At 36.0% G+C, this 14,648-nt stretch carries 12 protein-coding genes; all 12 read right to left on the bottom strand.

The annotated features are described in order from the left end of the window. A complete protein-coding gene (locus H561_RS0103175; RefSeq protein WP_034761279.1) occupies positions 1-1,125 on the bottom strand; it encodes a glycosyltransferase family protein in 1,125 nt (374 codons plus the stop codon). Between the two features lie 77 nt (positions 1,126-1,202). Then, positions 1,203-2,558: a hypothetical protein gene (locus H561_RS0103170; protein ID WP_027385700.1), complete on the bottom strand. Its 1,356-nt coding sequence runs from the start codon at positions 2,556-2,558 to the stop codon at positions 1,203-1,205. Beyond that, positions 2,558-3,721: a non-hydrolyzing UDP-N-acetylglucosamine 2-epimerase gene (gene wecB, locus H561_RS0103165; protein WP_027385699.1), complete on the bottom strand. Its 1,164-nt coding sequence runs from the start codon at positions 3,719-3,721 to the stop codon at positions 2,558-2,560. Before wecB ends, H561_RS0103170 begins: the two co-directional genes overlap by 1 nt. A gap of 1 nt (position 3,722) precedes the next feature. After that, a complete protein-coding gene (locus H561_RS0103160) occupies positions 3,723-5,015 on the bottom strand; it encodes an oligosaccharide flippase family protein (RefSeq protein WP_027385698.1) in 1,293 nt (430 codons plus the stop codon). Between the two features lie 130 nt (positions 5,016-5,145). After that, the gene (locus H561_RS0103155) at positions 5,146-7,515 is read right to left on the bottom strand and encodes a GumC family protein (protein ID WP_027385697.1); all 2,370 of its coding nucleotides are present in this window, start codon (positions 7,513-7,515) and stop codon (positions 5,146-5,148) included. Positions 7,516-7,659: 144 nt separating this feature from the next. Beyond that, on the bottom strand, positions 7,660-8,301 hold the full coding sequence (locus tag H561_RS21955; RefSeq protein ID WP_051349288.1) for a nucleotide sugar dehydrogenase: 642 nt from the start codon (positions 8,299-8,301) through the stop codon (positions 7,660-7,662). Between the two features lie 55 nt (positions 8,302-8,356). Continuing rightward, positions 8,357-9,088: a polysaccharide biosynthesis/export family protein gene (locus H561_RS0103145; protein WP_228372212.1), complete on the bottom strand. Its 732-nt coding sequence runs from the start codon at positions 9,086-9,088 to the stop codon at positions 8,357-8,359. A 132-nt stretch (positions 9,089-9,220) separates the two neighbouring features. Further along, positions 9,221-11,176, bottom strand: a complete 1,956-nt coding sequence (locus H561_RS0103140; RefSeq protein WP_027385695.1) for a polysaccharide biosynthesis protein — start codon at positions 11,174-11,176, stop codon at positions 9,221-9,223. A gap of 365 nt (positions 11,177-11,541) precedes the next feature. Then, complete coding sequence (locus H561_RS0103135) at positions 11,542-12,003, bottom strand: regulatory protein RecX (RefSeq protein ID WP_185095972.1); 462 nt, start codon at positions 12,001-12,003, stop codon at positions 11,542-11,544. Between the two features lie 61 nt (positions 12,004-12,064). Next, entirely contained in the window at positions 12,065-13,330 is a 1,266-nt protein-coding gene (gene glyA, locus H561_RS0103130) for a serine hydroxymethyltransferase (protein WP_027385693.1), read from the bottom strand. A gap of 143 nt (positions 13,331-13,473) precedes the next feature. After that, complete coding sequence (locus tag H561_RS23835) at positions 13,474-13,650, bottom strand: hypothetical protein (protein WP_155845722.1); 177 nt, start codon at positions 13,648-13,650, stop codon at positions 13,474-13,476. A gap of 4 nt (positions 13,651-13,654) precedes the next feature. Continuing rightward, the gene (locus tag H561_RS0103120) at positions 13,655-14,563 is read right to left on the bottom strand and encodes an NAD(P)/FAD-dependent oxidoreductase (protein ID WP_027385692.1); all 909 of its coding nucleotides are present in this window, start codon (positions 14,561-14,563) and stop codon (positions 13,655-13,657) included. Positions 14,564-14,648 lie beyond the last annotated feature (85 nt).

Below are 14,648 nucleotides of genomic sequence, written 5' to 3'. Positions count from 1 at the left end.
TTAAAATTCTTCAAGAATAGCTTTGATAATGGCTTGGTTATCGACAGCTCTAAATAACATTTTTGAATTCTGTGAAAATCGATTAAAATTATCATCGATCTCCAATATGATTTTTTTCATCTCTGAAACATCATTATCCGTACTGAAAATTTTTCCGCAATTAAATTTTTGAAAAGGTGAAGATAATCCGGGTATATTATTGCCGATCATTGGAACACCATATCCTGCATATTCAAAGATTTTATTCGGTGCACAGAAGATTTGGTTCAATGATATCGGATCATATATTAAAATCCCGACTCTTGCCAGTGAAGTTATATACAGGTGCTGAGGTGAAGGTATATAGGAAATATGTACCAAACGCGGGCATATTTTTTTGTAATGGTCCAGCATACCAAAATCTCTGCCCATAATCACGGGAATAAAATCTTCTCCCAATTCATCAACAGCCTTCAGAATAAATGAGAGATCCCTTTCCGGAGAAATCAGTCCCTGATACAATACTATTTTTCTGTTTTTTTTAATTAAATTATCATGAAGATCAGGATAATTTTTTATTAAGAACTCATCTGATGCACTTTCATCTAATAGTTGATAAGGTTTATTAGGCAATACCACCGGATATTTTTCCGGTTTAAACCAAAGATTAAAAATAGCAGCGCGATTTTCTTCACAAACGATCAATCTTCTAGATCTGGTTATATATTTATTGAGAACATATTTATAAAAAGATGAATGGTCATACATTTCCAAAATATGCATGATAAAGTTCAGTCTGTTGAAAACACTGCTGAATAAAAGAGGAGCAATGCTGTCTGCATCTACAAACCAGATGATGCTATCCTGATTCTCTGGCCGAGATAATTCCTTCAGGACTTCTTTTCTGTATTTTAACCAGGTTTCTATTTTTTTTGAAAAAGTTCTTTTCTTCAAATCTACAAAAGAAGCTAATCCCAAATCTTTAAATTCAACACCTTTACTTTCTAAATTTCTTTTCCAATACTCATTTACGCCTAATGTTACCAGCTTAACAGAAACACCTAAATCTACCAAGTGCTGAATGACCATCTGGGTCGGCGGCTCTTTCTCAATTGTGTTTTTGTGGATTATCAGAACTTTTTTCATATTTGATTTGATCACTATTACTATTCAGAATATTGCAAGTTACTTTACGGATATAACTTTAATACATTTGGGATTAACTATGATCTGAATTTATATTTATACTGCACAAATGGCTGAACTACAACTAATATGATCATGAAAAAAAGTATAGGATAAAATCCTTGGGTAATCCCTGATAATATATCCCCTCTTACAGTAAGTAAAGATGCCAGAAAACATAATAGTGCAATTAAAAGTGACACATAATTATCAGATAATAAGAATGTATCTACAATCTTTGTAAGAATTCCCGCATATAAACCCATTAGGATTGAGTACAGTATCAGGCCAAGAATCCCTTCATTTGCCCAGCCTTCACCTGCTATGCCAGCAGCGTTTGCCCATTTATGTTCAGCCAAATGCTCATAGTCAAAGTTTTGTCCGCCAAATTTAACTTCTGTTAATGCGACACCGAATCCGACAGGTTTATCCTTCCATAAACTTCGGGGAATCGGATTAAATAATACGGCTTTCAGAGTATAGTCAATAGGCAGGAACTCTACGGAAGATCCAAAGGTTTCTATGCATTTATTATAATCCGTTAATAATAAATCTCCTTCTGAAGTGTTATATTCCTTTTGTGACTGTGAAAAATCCATTTCAGAAATTGTCTGCTGCAGCATTTCTAAATTGTCAATTTCCTTATTCCGTATAGATGATAAAGCTAGAAAAGTGAATATCACAATGGTTACAGGAAATAAAAGTTTTATATTAAAGAATAAATTTTTAATTCCGAGCTTATTATTTCTAATACCTACGATTATATTTGCCAGTATAATAATGATTAATAAAGAAATAATTGCACCTCTTGTCCCCCTGGGAAAAGCAGCAAGGGCCAAAGCAAAAAAACTGAGGTTAAGATATAATGAATTTGTCTTAAACCGTGCATTGTTATAGCTTAAAACAAATATAATCAGAGATGATAATGAATATAATGAAAAGAGAATAATTGTTAAGAAAGTCGGAATATCCTCTCTTTCAGGCTGTCTGTAATAAAATCTGGTAACCGCTTTATCAAAAGAGCCATAAAGCCATGTGTTAAATGAAAAATCAAGAACTACATATAATAAGACGACTAAAAAAAGATACAGCTGTTGTTTTGATTGTAACGGTTTTATTAAAAATTTGTGAAAAGCTTTATTCTTACGGTTAATAAAACCGACAATTTTTCTATGTTGCCTTTTACGGACTAAATAAACCGTTGAAATAAAAATAATAAATGAGAGAAGCAATAAAAATTCTGATTCTTCATTAAGTTCCAAATCTTTTTTAATTCCGAAAAAAAATAAAAATATAACAATCATGTAAAACATAGGATCAATAACTGACTTATATCCTTTGTTCATAATAATTGCTAATAAGAATAATATTGCAAAAAATCCTGCAAATGTCATTATTGATTTTGTAGTTTTTTAATTAAAAATTTTAATATTTTGTCACTTGATGTTCCATCTCCATAAGGATTATTTGCCTTTGACATAGAATTATAATGTGCTTCATCATTTAATAATGAAGAGACTCCGTCTACAATATTATTATAGCCGGTACCTACTAACTGAACAGTGCCGGCTTTTACAGCTTCGGGCCGTTCGGTATTGTCACGCATCACCAATACGGGTTTCCCCAGACCGGGTGCTTCTTCCTGTATTCCTCCGCTATCGGTAAGCACTAGATAACTTTTCTTCATTAAATAAATAAAAGGCAGATAATCCAGAGGTTCAATAAAGAATATATTGTCGGGTTTCTCATTCTGAAAGATCTCGTTTATAGGCTTCCTGACCTGAGGATTCAGATGCATCGGGTATACGAAATCCACCGAAGGATATGAAATAGACAAAGTTTTTAATGCTTTGCAAATATTAAGAAATCCTTCTCCGAAATTTTCCCGTCGATGTCCTGTTATTAAGACCAGACGTTTATTTCCATTTAAACGTAAATCATCATAGCCAAAAGCATTTAACATTTCACTAATTTCCGATGATAACTCCTGGTTATTTTCTATTTTTCCAACTACCCATTGTAATGCGTCTATAACGGTATTGCCTGTTACAACAATATGGTCATCAGGTACATTTTCATCTAATAGATTCTGACGGCTGCCTAATGTCGGTGCAAAATGATAAGTTGCAATCCGTCCGGTTACCTGGCGGTTAATTTCTTCAGGCCAGGGACTGTATATATTATGAGTTCTTAAACCTGCCTCTATATGGGCTACCGGTATTCTTTGGTAAAAGGCAGACAGGGCAACTGCCATTGAAGTTGTTGTATCCCCGTGGACTAAAACCACATCCGGCTTTACTTCACTTAATACATCACGCATCCTGATCAATACTGTTGAGGTAACGTCATATAAATCCTGACCTTCTTTCATAACACTTAAATCAAATTCCGGCGTTATTTCAAATAACCTTAAGACCTGATCAAGCATCTCCCTATGCTGCCCTGTAACACAGACAAAGGTTTCAAAAACATCCCGGTGCTGTTGAAGTTTATGTACTAAAGGTGCCATTTTTATTGCTTCCGGACGCGTACCAAATACGATAAGGACTTTTTTCATATTAAATTATAATTTTAAAGGTTATAAACCCCTGTAAAATTGAATGTAAAAGATAACTTAACAAAAATGCGTAACTTAATCCTAAAGCACCTAAGTTTAAATATTCTACAAATATATAAGCTATTGTAAGAAAGCTTATTCCCCAGAACAAATTTACACCAAAGCCCAACCACATTTTAGCCTTGCTTGCTATAACCTGTCCCAGAACACTATTAACGGTCTGTAATATCGCTGCTATTAATAAAATCCGTAAAGGCAGATAACTTGTAAAGTTACGGCCATATAGCTTAAGTATAAAAGGTGCTAAACAAATAATAATTAAAGTCAATAACGTCACCACGCCACAATTTACCAAAAGATTTAATTTCAGCAGCTTATTATATTGTTTTTCGGATCCTTCTGACAAGGTATTGGATAACATAGGTAATATGATAGCCCCTATCGAATTCGGAATAAATAACACCATAAGATACCATTGTTCTGAGACATCAAAAATAGCCATTTCACCAAATCCATCGCTTCTCACCAATAAAGCTTTGCCAAACCAGATTACCGGCATTGCAACAAAAGTGGACAGCATTGCGGGAACAGAGAACTTTTTAAAAATATCTTTAATTTCCGGAGTAAAAGCCTTTACATTTTTAAATTCAGAACCAAAATGTTTTTTAATTGAAATCTGGTTTAGGATAACAAATAATCCTGAGGAAATACCTAAAAATATAATTACCCCGTTTGCCCCCCAGAAAAACGCGCCTAGTATAATTAAAAAAAACTGTGCGATACCATATATTAAATTATTAATACCCAGCTTTTTAAAATCTTCAAACCCGGTCAAAGTTCCGCTTTGTGCACTAGAAACCGTACTGAAAAATAATGCGATAATCGTTAATTTTAATGGTAATGACAGTTCCGGTGTATCAAAAGATGACTTGGAAATTTGATTATTAAAGAAAAATATAATAACAGATATAACCAATCCGAAAATTAGAGCAACTTGACTTGAAGCCTTGTAAACCTGATAAGCTTTTTCCCGATTGCTATTTCTGTAATAGGCAATATAGCGTGCCGACGTAAGCCCCATCCCAGCACTTGAAAAAACCATAAACATGGTAATAGTAGAACGTAAAACTCCTATTTTACCGTATTCTTCCTTTCCTATAATTCTGGCAACAATTATAAAAGCAACCAACATTAATAACTTCCCTGAGACAGTTCCTACCAAAGACCATGAAGCACTTTTAATAAACCTCTGAATATGTGGTAAAACTAATATATTATTTATTTTATTCTTCAAGGTATCTTATTTGGTTAGAAAATGCTTTAAAATGTCTCAATTATAAACACTTTGCGTTTTCAATTTTATTTTTAATAAATGATTTATTAAAATCAGACAATTAACTGTTTATCAAAAAAATTAATAAATATTATTTTTTAAATTTATCTCTTATTTTTTCAAACCAGCTTTTTTCTTCTGCAGCATAACCATAACCATATTTGTTACCGTATCCGAAGAAATCCTGGTCCACATCATTTAAAACAAAGCCTACATTATTAAGCTTACCACTTTCAATATTATTATTTGCAAATGCAATCAGTGCTTTCTCTGTATATTGAGAACGTGTAACATAGAGTGTAGCATCAGCCATTCCTGCAAACAGGAATGTATCTGTTACCAACATCAGCGGAGCTGTATCTAAAATTATATAGTCATATTTAGATTTTAATTGTTCCAATAATATTTCATAACGTCCGTTAGTCAGTAATTCAGTAGGGTTAGGCGGAATACTTCCTGAATAAATTACATCTAAATAAGGGTTAAAAGTCGAGACATGAATAATATCCTGTAATGCGGTCTGGCTGTCATAAAGAAATTCCGTAAGTCCTGTTAACCCTTTTCTTGCCGGGTTATACCTCTGAAGTTGGGGGTTCCTTATATCAGATCCTATAATAATTACTTTTTTGCTAGGAGTAGCCATAGCAAGAGCTAAATTAACGGAGACAAAGGTTTTGCCTTCGCCCTTTACGGTAGAAGTAATAAATACTACTTTTGCCTGTTTCTTGGGAAGCATGAAGTTCATATTGGTAATCAATATTCTGAAAGCTTCTGCCATTGGGGATAAATCATTGATGCGGATGAGTTCAGGATGCCCTTTTGCCAATCTAGGAATTTCACCGATAATTGGCTTATCAACTGCTAATTTTTCAAGATCATGTTTTGTTTTAATCTTATTATTGAATAATTCTTTAAAATAAATGATGATAAACGGTAATAATAAGCCGCCAATCAGTGCGCCAAATAAATACATCATCTTTTTCGGTGCCACCGGCTTTGGTGAAGAATACGCATAATCAACAATTCTTGCCTTATCAGCAGTGACAGCTAATGAAATCGCAGTCTCCTCTCTTTTCTGTAATAAAAGCAGATACAAACTCTCTTTAATCTGTTGCTGTCTTTCTATATCTCTAAAGAGTTTTTCCTGGCTCGGAATTTTTAAAATTCTTGAAGAAACATTACTTTGTTCCGCAAGATATTGGTTCTTGGCAAATTGAAGTCCGCTTCTGCTTTTATTAAGGCTCTCAATAACAGAAGTACGTAAGGAGGAAATCTGGTTATTAAGATCAATAACCAAGGGATTTTGAGGTGTTGCATTTTCCAGCAACCTATTACGCTCTATGACCAATTGATTGTATGCTGAAATATTATTGGATGCTTCCGAACTCTGCAATCCGACATTGGTAGGAAGTACCTGCCCATTTCCCTGTTTAGACATAAAACCGATTAATGCATTGGTAAGATCCAACTGAGAATCTACCTCAATTTGTTTTGCACGAGCTTCAGCAGAGCTTTCCAGTCCGATCTTTGCCTCAGTAGTAAGGTCAGTAATATGGTTTGAACTTTTAAAACGTTCTTTGCGGTTTTCAACCTCTCCTAAATCATTGGCAATAATATTTATTCTCTCATCAATAAAATCACGTGTTATTTCCGATTCTGAATTTTTATCTTTAATAGCTTCATTATTATATATTTTTACCAGATTATTAAGAATATCTTTAGCCTTATCTATATTCTCATAAGTTAATGATAGGCCTATTACTGTGGCATCTTTATTAACCAAACTGACATTCAGTATTTTTTGTAATGCATTTACAGTACCCTCTTTAGTAGAATACATAAAGGAAAAATCATCTAAATTACCGGCTTTCGAGCTGTTGAAATTCTGATTTTTTACAATGATAATATTTGCATAAGGCAAACTGATTGTTTTATTATACCCTGTAATAATATCTTTAGGAAGTTCTTTTGAGCTTAAGGTAATATTATTTTGTGAAAATTTTATATGTACCGCCTCATCAGGTAATTTTGTAAAAGGTTTTTCATTAACCACTTTAATTTCAAAAGGAGACGTATCAGCATATAATTCTTTTGAAATGACCCCTTGTTTAGCAAAAACAGAGATTTGCAGATGCAGGGTTTTTACAACATCCTGAATGAGTTTTTTAGATTTAAAAATTTCAATTTCATTTTGGATACTGTTTGTACCCATACCTCCAAATCCCGACAAATCCTGCAAAACTGAAAATTCTTCCCCTACTGAAGGTGTGCTTTTTGCATCTTTAATAAGGACAGATGATTTTACATTAAAAACCGGAGTAACAAATTTTAGGTAAACGTAAGTAAGTAACAATGTAAGAACAGGAATAATAATAAACCATACCCAGTTTTTGAGATAGGGCTTAATGCTTTCCTGTATGTTTATTTCTTTAATTGATTCGTCTGATTGTGAGTTATTCATTTAAACGATATTGTATTATGATTCTTAATAATAATGGTTAATGGTTTACAAATATAATCTGCATCTACGATACTTCCGTCAAATATTAGCCAGTTCATTTACAGATAAAATATTGACATATCTCTTTGTATTCTTTATCGCTTTTTACGCTACTGCCGCTTTAATACTAAGAGCAATATGAGTTCGGGGAGTAATTATTTTTTTGTACAAATTATTTACTTTGACAGCAACTTCTGGAGTTGATGTAGAACTAACTTTGATTACTGACGTCAAAGTATTGATTTTATCACCTGGATTTATTCTTTCAGAGGAATATCCCACAAAAAAATATTTATTGAATTTTAAGCTTGAAAATTTTTCCAACACCGGAACACATTCTTCTGCTGTACAACCGGAATATGCTGTAGATTCATAAATTATAATATCTCCCCTTTTAATAATTCCTCTGAGCATATCAGATGCAGACATCAATGGTTTCAAATTCGGCGAATTATATTGGTCAATAGGTGTCGGAACGTTTACAATAAAGACATTTGAATCTGAAATCTCAGCCAACTCGTTTGTTGCCTTATATCCTTTTTCTCCTTGTGATATTTTATAAATGCTAAGATTTTCAACAAGTTTTTCACTATCTGATTCAACGGTGATGTCAAAACCTTCATTGAGTTGTTTAATTCTTTCCGAATCAATGTCAAATCCCAATACAGAAAAGTATTTTGCAAATTCAAGTGCTAACGGAAGACCTACATATCCCTGACTGATAATTGCTATTTTATAGAATTTCATTATTATACTGATATTATATCAATTTAAACTTTGATAAAAAAGCTTTATCAAAATCTTACTTTCTTATTAAAGAAACGACTACAGCGGCAGCAGTTATTGCAATAGACGCTGCTGTAAGATAAATGCCGGTATTAGGATTCTGTTTTGCCTGTATATCTTTAGTATTATTTGTCGATACAATAATTGCATCTCCCTGTTTCAGATAATAATATGGTGAATTTATAAGATTGGCATCTCGTAAATTTACTTTTCCATGTGATACAACACCGTTTTCCGTTCTGACAACCAATATATCTTCTCTCTTCCCATACATTGTTAAATCACCAGCCATTCCGAGGGCATTCAAGATCGTTCCCTGACCGTTCGAAATAGTGTAATCCCCCTGTCTGTTAACCTCCCCCAATACAGTTATCTTAAAATTCGCCAATCTGATATTTACAGAAGGATTAATTACATATTTCTGCATTTTCTCTCTTAACTCTTGTTTTAAATCAACTAATGTTTTTCCATTTGTGTTGATAATCCCTAAGATCGGAAAATCAATATTTGAGTTTGAATCGACAATATAGGTAGGTCCTGCTATAGAAGTCATACCTTGATTGGGCGTATTCCCACCAGCGGTAATATTACTTTGAATGGTTTCTGATGACGAATAGTTCTGATTAAAAGGTTTTACAACATCCATATCCTTGGCTGTTATAAGAATAACCAGTTGGTCGCCAGGCTGAATTTCTGACTTAGAATTTTGCAGTGAGTTCTCTACAGCAATCTGTTCTATATTCTGCATATAGTTCAAATCATTGTTAGCATTCTGATTCACCTTGCAAGAAAACAAGATCAGAGTGAGGGCACTGCAGATAAAAAATTTAAAATTCATTTTTGATATTTTCCACAAAAATAGCATTATTTATTAATTATCTTATATGTTTTCCTTTGCAATTGCTTTATTGTCCAGAACTTCAAATTCTGAATTGTTACTTATAAATTCAGGAACTATATTCTTGAGCAAACTTACAACCCGCAGTTTATCCCTTTTTACTGCAGAAATAATGATTTCTTTAAAAAGAATCTCTACTTCATCAAATTCCATCACCGGATCCCTTGAAATCATAATTTTTTCATGATGAGTAGGAATAGTAGTTGAGTTATTACTTAAAAGTTCTTCATATAATTTTTCTCCTGGTCTTAATCCTATAAACGTGATTTTGATGTCTTCATCGGGTATAAAGCCCGAAAGCCTGATCATTCTCCGCGCCAGATCCAGGATTTTCACAGGTTCTCCCATATCAAAGACATAAATTTCGCCTCCCGAACCCATGGTCCCGGCCTGAAGCACAAGCTCGCAGGCTTCGGAAATCGTCATAAAATAACGAATGATATCAGGATGGGTAATGGTTACCGGCCCTCCCTTTTCAATCTGCTTCCTGAAATGTGGGATGACTGAACCGTTTGATCCCAACACGTTTCCGAACCGGGTAGTAATAAATTTAGTAATATTGCCCGGCGAATTCTGAAGTGACTGTACAAACAGCTCTGCAGCTCTTTTGGAAGCTCCCATAACATTGGTGGGATTAACGGCCTTATCGGTAGACACCATGACAAAACGGTTGACTTTATATTTTTTAGCCAATAAAGCTACATTTTTAGTCCCTAATATATTGACAAAAACAGCTTCATGCGGATTATCTTCTATTAACGGCACATGTTTATAGGCTGCGGCATGATATACCATAGAAAACGGGTAGGTTTCAAACAGCTTTTCAAGCCGGTAATTATTTGAAATATCCGACAGAACAAATTTAAAATTCTGATCCGGAAATTTCTCATGCAGCTCAAGCTTGAGTTCATATAAAGGAGATTCAGCCTGATCCAGTACTACAATCAATGACGGGCTGAACTGTGAAACCTGTCTTACAATTTCACTGCCGATAGAACCTGCACCTCCGGTAACCAGTACAATTTTTTCAAAATGTCTTTTCCTTACTTCTTCGCTTTCTATTTTAATGGGTTTACGGTTCAATAAATCTTCGATCTGAAGCTGGCTGATACCGCCCACCAGGTCCGAGTCTCTCATCTTGCTCAGGGTCGGGGCTTTCAGTACCTTCAGTCCCTTATCCAATGCTAACGTCATCCATTCTTCAATCTCCTGCTTGTTCATAATGTCTTTGATCAATAACAGAGCATCAAACTGCTTGATGAGTTTTTCATCGCTGAAAAAATGGTTTTTAGTATAGATTTTATAACCTAATAATATAGCTTTACGGGAATCTGACCTGTTGGTAAGGAATCCTGCCAGGCGGTAAGGATAATTGGGATTGTGCATGATCGCCCTGGCTACAGCCACAGATACTTCCCCTACCCCTACCACAGCTACCCTTACTTTCGAAGAAGATCCTTTAATATCGATCAACGCATTAAAAAACTGTTTGGTCACCATCCTGAAGAAAAACATAATGGAAACGGAAATAAGAAAATAAAGGAAAAGATTCGGGTACAGATATAAAGATTTATCCAGTATCGACACACTCACATAATTGATCAGTAAAAGGGTAATCAGCGTGCTTCCTGAAGATAATATAATTTTAAAAAAATCGAAAAAAGTAGAATGCCTGATAATTCCAGCATAAGTTTTGAATACATACATAAACAAAACATTAACGAAGATAAGAATAAGTCTTTTTTCCATACGGTATTCAGGAAAATTAACCTTCACATCCAGGTTATCTAAAAATATACGAGAAAGAAATAAAGAAAATAGAATAATCAGAATATCAATAGTAATGACCAGCCATCTGGGCACATATCTTAACTCCGTGATTTTCACTATGTTATCACCATTATAAAGAGCACTAAAAGCGTTATATAGCTTTTTCATCCAATGTTAGTTTGTTTTTTAATTTTGTAAAGTTAATTGATATTATTCGTTTTAAAGCGCGGTAATTGATTTATTTTTACATAGCATTTATTGATACGACTTAAATTAAAAAAGACGGCGTGCATTATTCGTGCCAATAATTCGAGCTTATTTTAGTTATAAATTAATTAAAAATATCAACTGCTTAAAAATTAACCTGTTTAAGCTTAAAAAGGCATTGAAAAATTATTTATTTTTTATTTTAAATAATGGTTAAGAACTTTTAGATTTAATTATTATAATAAAATCTGCAATTTATAAGTGAAGTTTATTATTAGGTAAAATTCTTTACCTGTTGTTGCCTTTTTCAACAGTTTACATTTGCATCAATTTTCAAGGCTATCGAGAATTGCTTCATATTCAAAACCGCGGCCCATCAGGTATTTTATCGTTTTTGATTTACGCTGGTATTCTTTTAATCCCTGTTGTCTTGAATAATAGTCTTCGTAGATTTTCCGGATGGTTTTTTCATAATCGTTTTCATCAATTTCGTCGAAGCATTTACTGATCAGTTTTTCGGGTACCTGCTTTTGCTTAAGGTTCATTTTAATCTTGGTCCTGCCCCAGTGCTTGATGTAGAATTTGCCACGGATGTAGCTTCGGGTAAACCGTTCTTCATTTAAGTAATTTTCCCTGAGAAGATAAAGCATAATGTCTTCCCTGGCTTCATCGATCAGCAGAAACTCTCTCATCTTCTGTTCCACTTCCGCATGACACCGGTCCTGATATACGCAGTAGTTGGCCAGCTTCAGCTTGATCTCATCAAAAGTATAGGATTTCTTTTCCATCATAATAAAAAAAAGAATGGACAAAAATGCCCATTCTCTGTATTTCAGATTCGGGCCAATGCTAGTAATTAAACAGCGCCTTCCCTTCCATCAGTTCGTTTACTTTCTTCCGTACAGAAGCTATGGCTTCTTCATTTTTAATATTGCTGACCACTTCGGAAATCAATTCCGCAATGGTATCCATATCATTTTCTTTCAGTCCTCTCGTCGTGATCGCTGCCGTTCCCAGCCTGATTCCTGAAGTCGTAAACGGAGACTTGTCATCAAACGGAACCATATTTTTGTTGCAGGTAATATCAGCAAGCACCAGGGCCTTTTCGGTTTCTTTACCGTTTACCCCTTTATTCCTGAGGTCAACCAGCATCAGGTGGTTATCCGTTCCGCCGCTGACAATATCAAATCCTCTTTCCATCATGGCTTTGGCCAGTGCCTTGGCATTAGACTGAACCTGCTTGGCATAGGTTTCAAACGGCGCCTCCAGCGCTTCACCAAAAGCTACGGCTTTACCGGCAATCACGTGCTCCAGCGGGCCACCCTGGATTCCCGGGAAAACAGCACCGTCCAGAACCTGGCTCATCATTTTGGTTTCTCCTTTCGGCGTTTTATGGCCGTAGGTATTTTCAAAGTCTCTGCCCATCATGATCATTCCTCCTCTCGGGCCTCTTAAAGTCTTATGCGTCGTGGTGGTCACCAGATGGCAGTGCTCAAACGGGCTGTTCAGCAATCCTTTGGCGATCAGGCCGGCCGGGTGGGCAATATCCGCCCAAAGCGTAGCGCCGATTTCATCGGCTACCTCCCTGAACTTCGCATAATCCAGGTCTCTTGAATAGGCGGAGAATCCTGCGATCAGCATTTTCGGCCTTTCTCTCAGGGCCACTTCCCTCATCTGGTCGTAATCGATAAGGCCGGTTTCCTGCTGCACACCATAGGAAACCACCTTGTACTGGATCCCGGAAAAGTTCACCGCGGAACCGTGGGTCAGGTGGCCGCCCATGGAAAGGTCCATTCCCATAATTTTATCCCCCGGTTTCAAAACTGCAAGATAAATGGCTGCATTCGCCTGGGACCCGGAATGGGGCTGAACATTGGCATAATCCACTCCGAAAAGCTCTTTCGCCCGGTTAATGGCCAAAGTTTCCACCTCATCCACCACTTCACATCCTCCGTAATATCTTTTTCCGGGATATCCTTCCGCATATTTATTGGTCAGCACGCTTCCCACCGCCTTCATCACATTTTCAGAAACAAAATTTTCTGAGGCAATCATTTCAATGCCATGGGTTTGTCTTTGTCTTTCTTTTTCAATCAGGTCGAAAATAATATCCATTTTACTTTTAGTTTTGAAATTTTTCACTCCAAAAGTACGAAATTTTCGCCGAGATTCTGATATTGTGAAATATGATTTTTAAACTTAAAGGAGGATCCGCTTCTTTACGGTTCCTTAATCATATAGGTTTACTGATGAACGGTTTACCCTACAATTAATGGGGTCCCTGGCCCTTTTGAATTCCCGATTAATTTCTTTACCGGCTCTGACCGCCATAGCCGGATTTTTACCATCCTGATGAAAAGGTTTAACAGAAGCATAAACGTAAGAACCGCTCTTTTATGCATGGCTGCAAACCGTAATGACACTGTACCGCTCATTTACTTACATCAATTGAAATTCTTCTTCACAGAGTTCCCGGTTCACCAGTGCCCCTGTCATGTTTCCCTGGGCCACGGCATTGGCCACGGAGCGCATTAAAGTAACATTGTCCCCGCAGGCAAAAACCCCGTCGACACTGGTCTTATGGAAATGGTCGGTCTTGATAAAGCCATGTTCGGTAAGCTCAAGGCCCAGATCCCCCGGATTGATATTCTGCTCAAAAGGGATCTTCGCATACAAAGCGTCTAAAGGAAGCTCTTTTCCGTTCCTGAACACCAGTTTTTTAATCTGTCCGTTTTCATGGACCACTTTTTCTATCTCATCTTCCAGGATACGGATGTTGTTCTGCTTAAACCGGGCGGCCTGTTCTCCGGTGAGCGCTGATGTCCCGTTGGTCAACAGCGTAAGGTCCTTGGTTAAATTGAAAACAATCTTTGAGAATTCAAAGGCCATGTCGCCATTGGAAAGAATCCCGGTGGTTTTATTTTTCACTTCGTAACCGTGGCAGTACGGGCAATGGATCACGGAAATCCCCCAGCATTCTGAAAACCCGTCAATGTCAGGCATCAGGTCTTTTACACCCGAGGCAAGAATGATTTTTTTGGCATAGAGCTTTTCATTATTTTCCGTAATCAGTTCAAAGCCTTCAGTAATTTTAGAAGTTTTCACCACCGTGCCTTCAATAAAGTTTACGGTATTGTATTTCAGGACCTGCTCTTTGGCAAGATCGGAAATTTCTTTCGGTGTTTTACCGTCCTGGGTAATGAAATTATGCGAATGCGGGGTCTGGCGGTTGCACGGCTTTCCGCCGTCTATAACCAAGGCATTCCTTAATGACCTTCCCAAAGCCATCGCTGCCGACAGTCCGGCATAGCTTCCCCCGATGATGATAACATCAGCTGTATTTTCCATAATCTTAATTTTTTTATTGTCTGTATGATGGTGTGGAATGTAAAACCTATTCCTTTTATGGGGACAAAGTTAGAATAAATTTCAT

Source organism: Chryseobacterium gregarium DSM 19109 (assembly GCF_000430845.1).
In the GTDB taxonomy this organism is placed as follows: domain Bacteria; phylum Bacteroidota; class Bacteroidia; order Flavobacteriales; family Weeksellaceae; genus Chryseobacterium; species Chryseobacterium gregarium.
Note: the sequence above shows the minus strand (reverse complement) of the source record. Positions and strands in the feature narration are given on the sequence as shown.

Excerpts from the sequence above, each read along its gene's own strand:
- H561_RS0103175 (WP_034761279.1), bottom strand. The coding sequence starts at position 1,125 with ATGAAAAAAGTTCTGATAATCCACAAAAACACAATTGAGAAAGAGCCG.
- H561_RS0103170 (WP_027385700.1), bottom strand. The coding sequence starts at position 2,558 with ATGACATTTGCAGGATTTTTTGCAATATTATTCTTATTAGCAATTATT.
- wecB (WP_027385699.1), bottom strand. The coding sequence starts at position 3,721 with ATGAAAAAAGTCCTTATCGTATTTGGTACGCGTCCGGAAGCAATAAAA.
- H561_RS0103155 (WP_027385697.1), bottom strand. The coding sequence starts at position 7,515 with ATGAATAACTCACAATCAGACGAATCAATTAAAGAAATAAACATACAG.
- H561_RS21955 (WP_051349288.1), bottom strand. The coding sequence starts at position 8,301 with ATGAAATTCTATAAAATAGCAATTATCAGTCAGGGATATGTAGGTCTT.
- H561_RS0103145 (WP_228372212.1), bottom strand. The coding sequence starts at position 9,088 with ATGCAGAATATAGAACAGATTGCTGTAGAGAACTCACTGCAAAATTCT.
- H561_RS0103140 (WP_027385695.1), bottom strand. The coding sequence starts at position 11,176 with ATGAAAAAGCTATATAACGCTTTTAGTGCTCTTTATAATGGTGATAAC.
- H561_RS0103135 (WP_185095972.1), bottom strand. The coding sequence starts at position 12,003 with ATGGAAAAGAAATCCTATACTTTTGATGAGATCAAGCTGAAGCTGGCC.
- glyA (WP_027385693.1), bottom strand. The coding sequence starts at position 13,330 with ATGGATATTATTTTCGACCTGATTGAAAAAGAAAGACAAAGACAAACC.
- H561_RS23835 (WP_155845722.1), bottom strand. The coding sequence starts at position 13,650 with ATGAGCGGTACAGTGTCATTACGGTTTGCAGCCATGCATAAAAGAGCG.
- H561_RS0103120 (WP_027385692.1), bottom strand. The coding sequence starts at position 14,563 with ATGGAAAATACAGCTGATGTTATCATCATCGGGGGAAGCTATGCCGGA.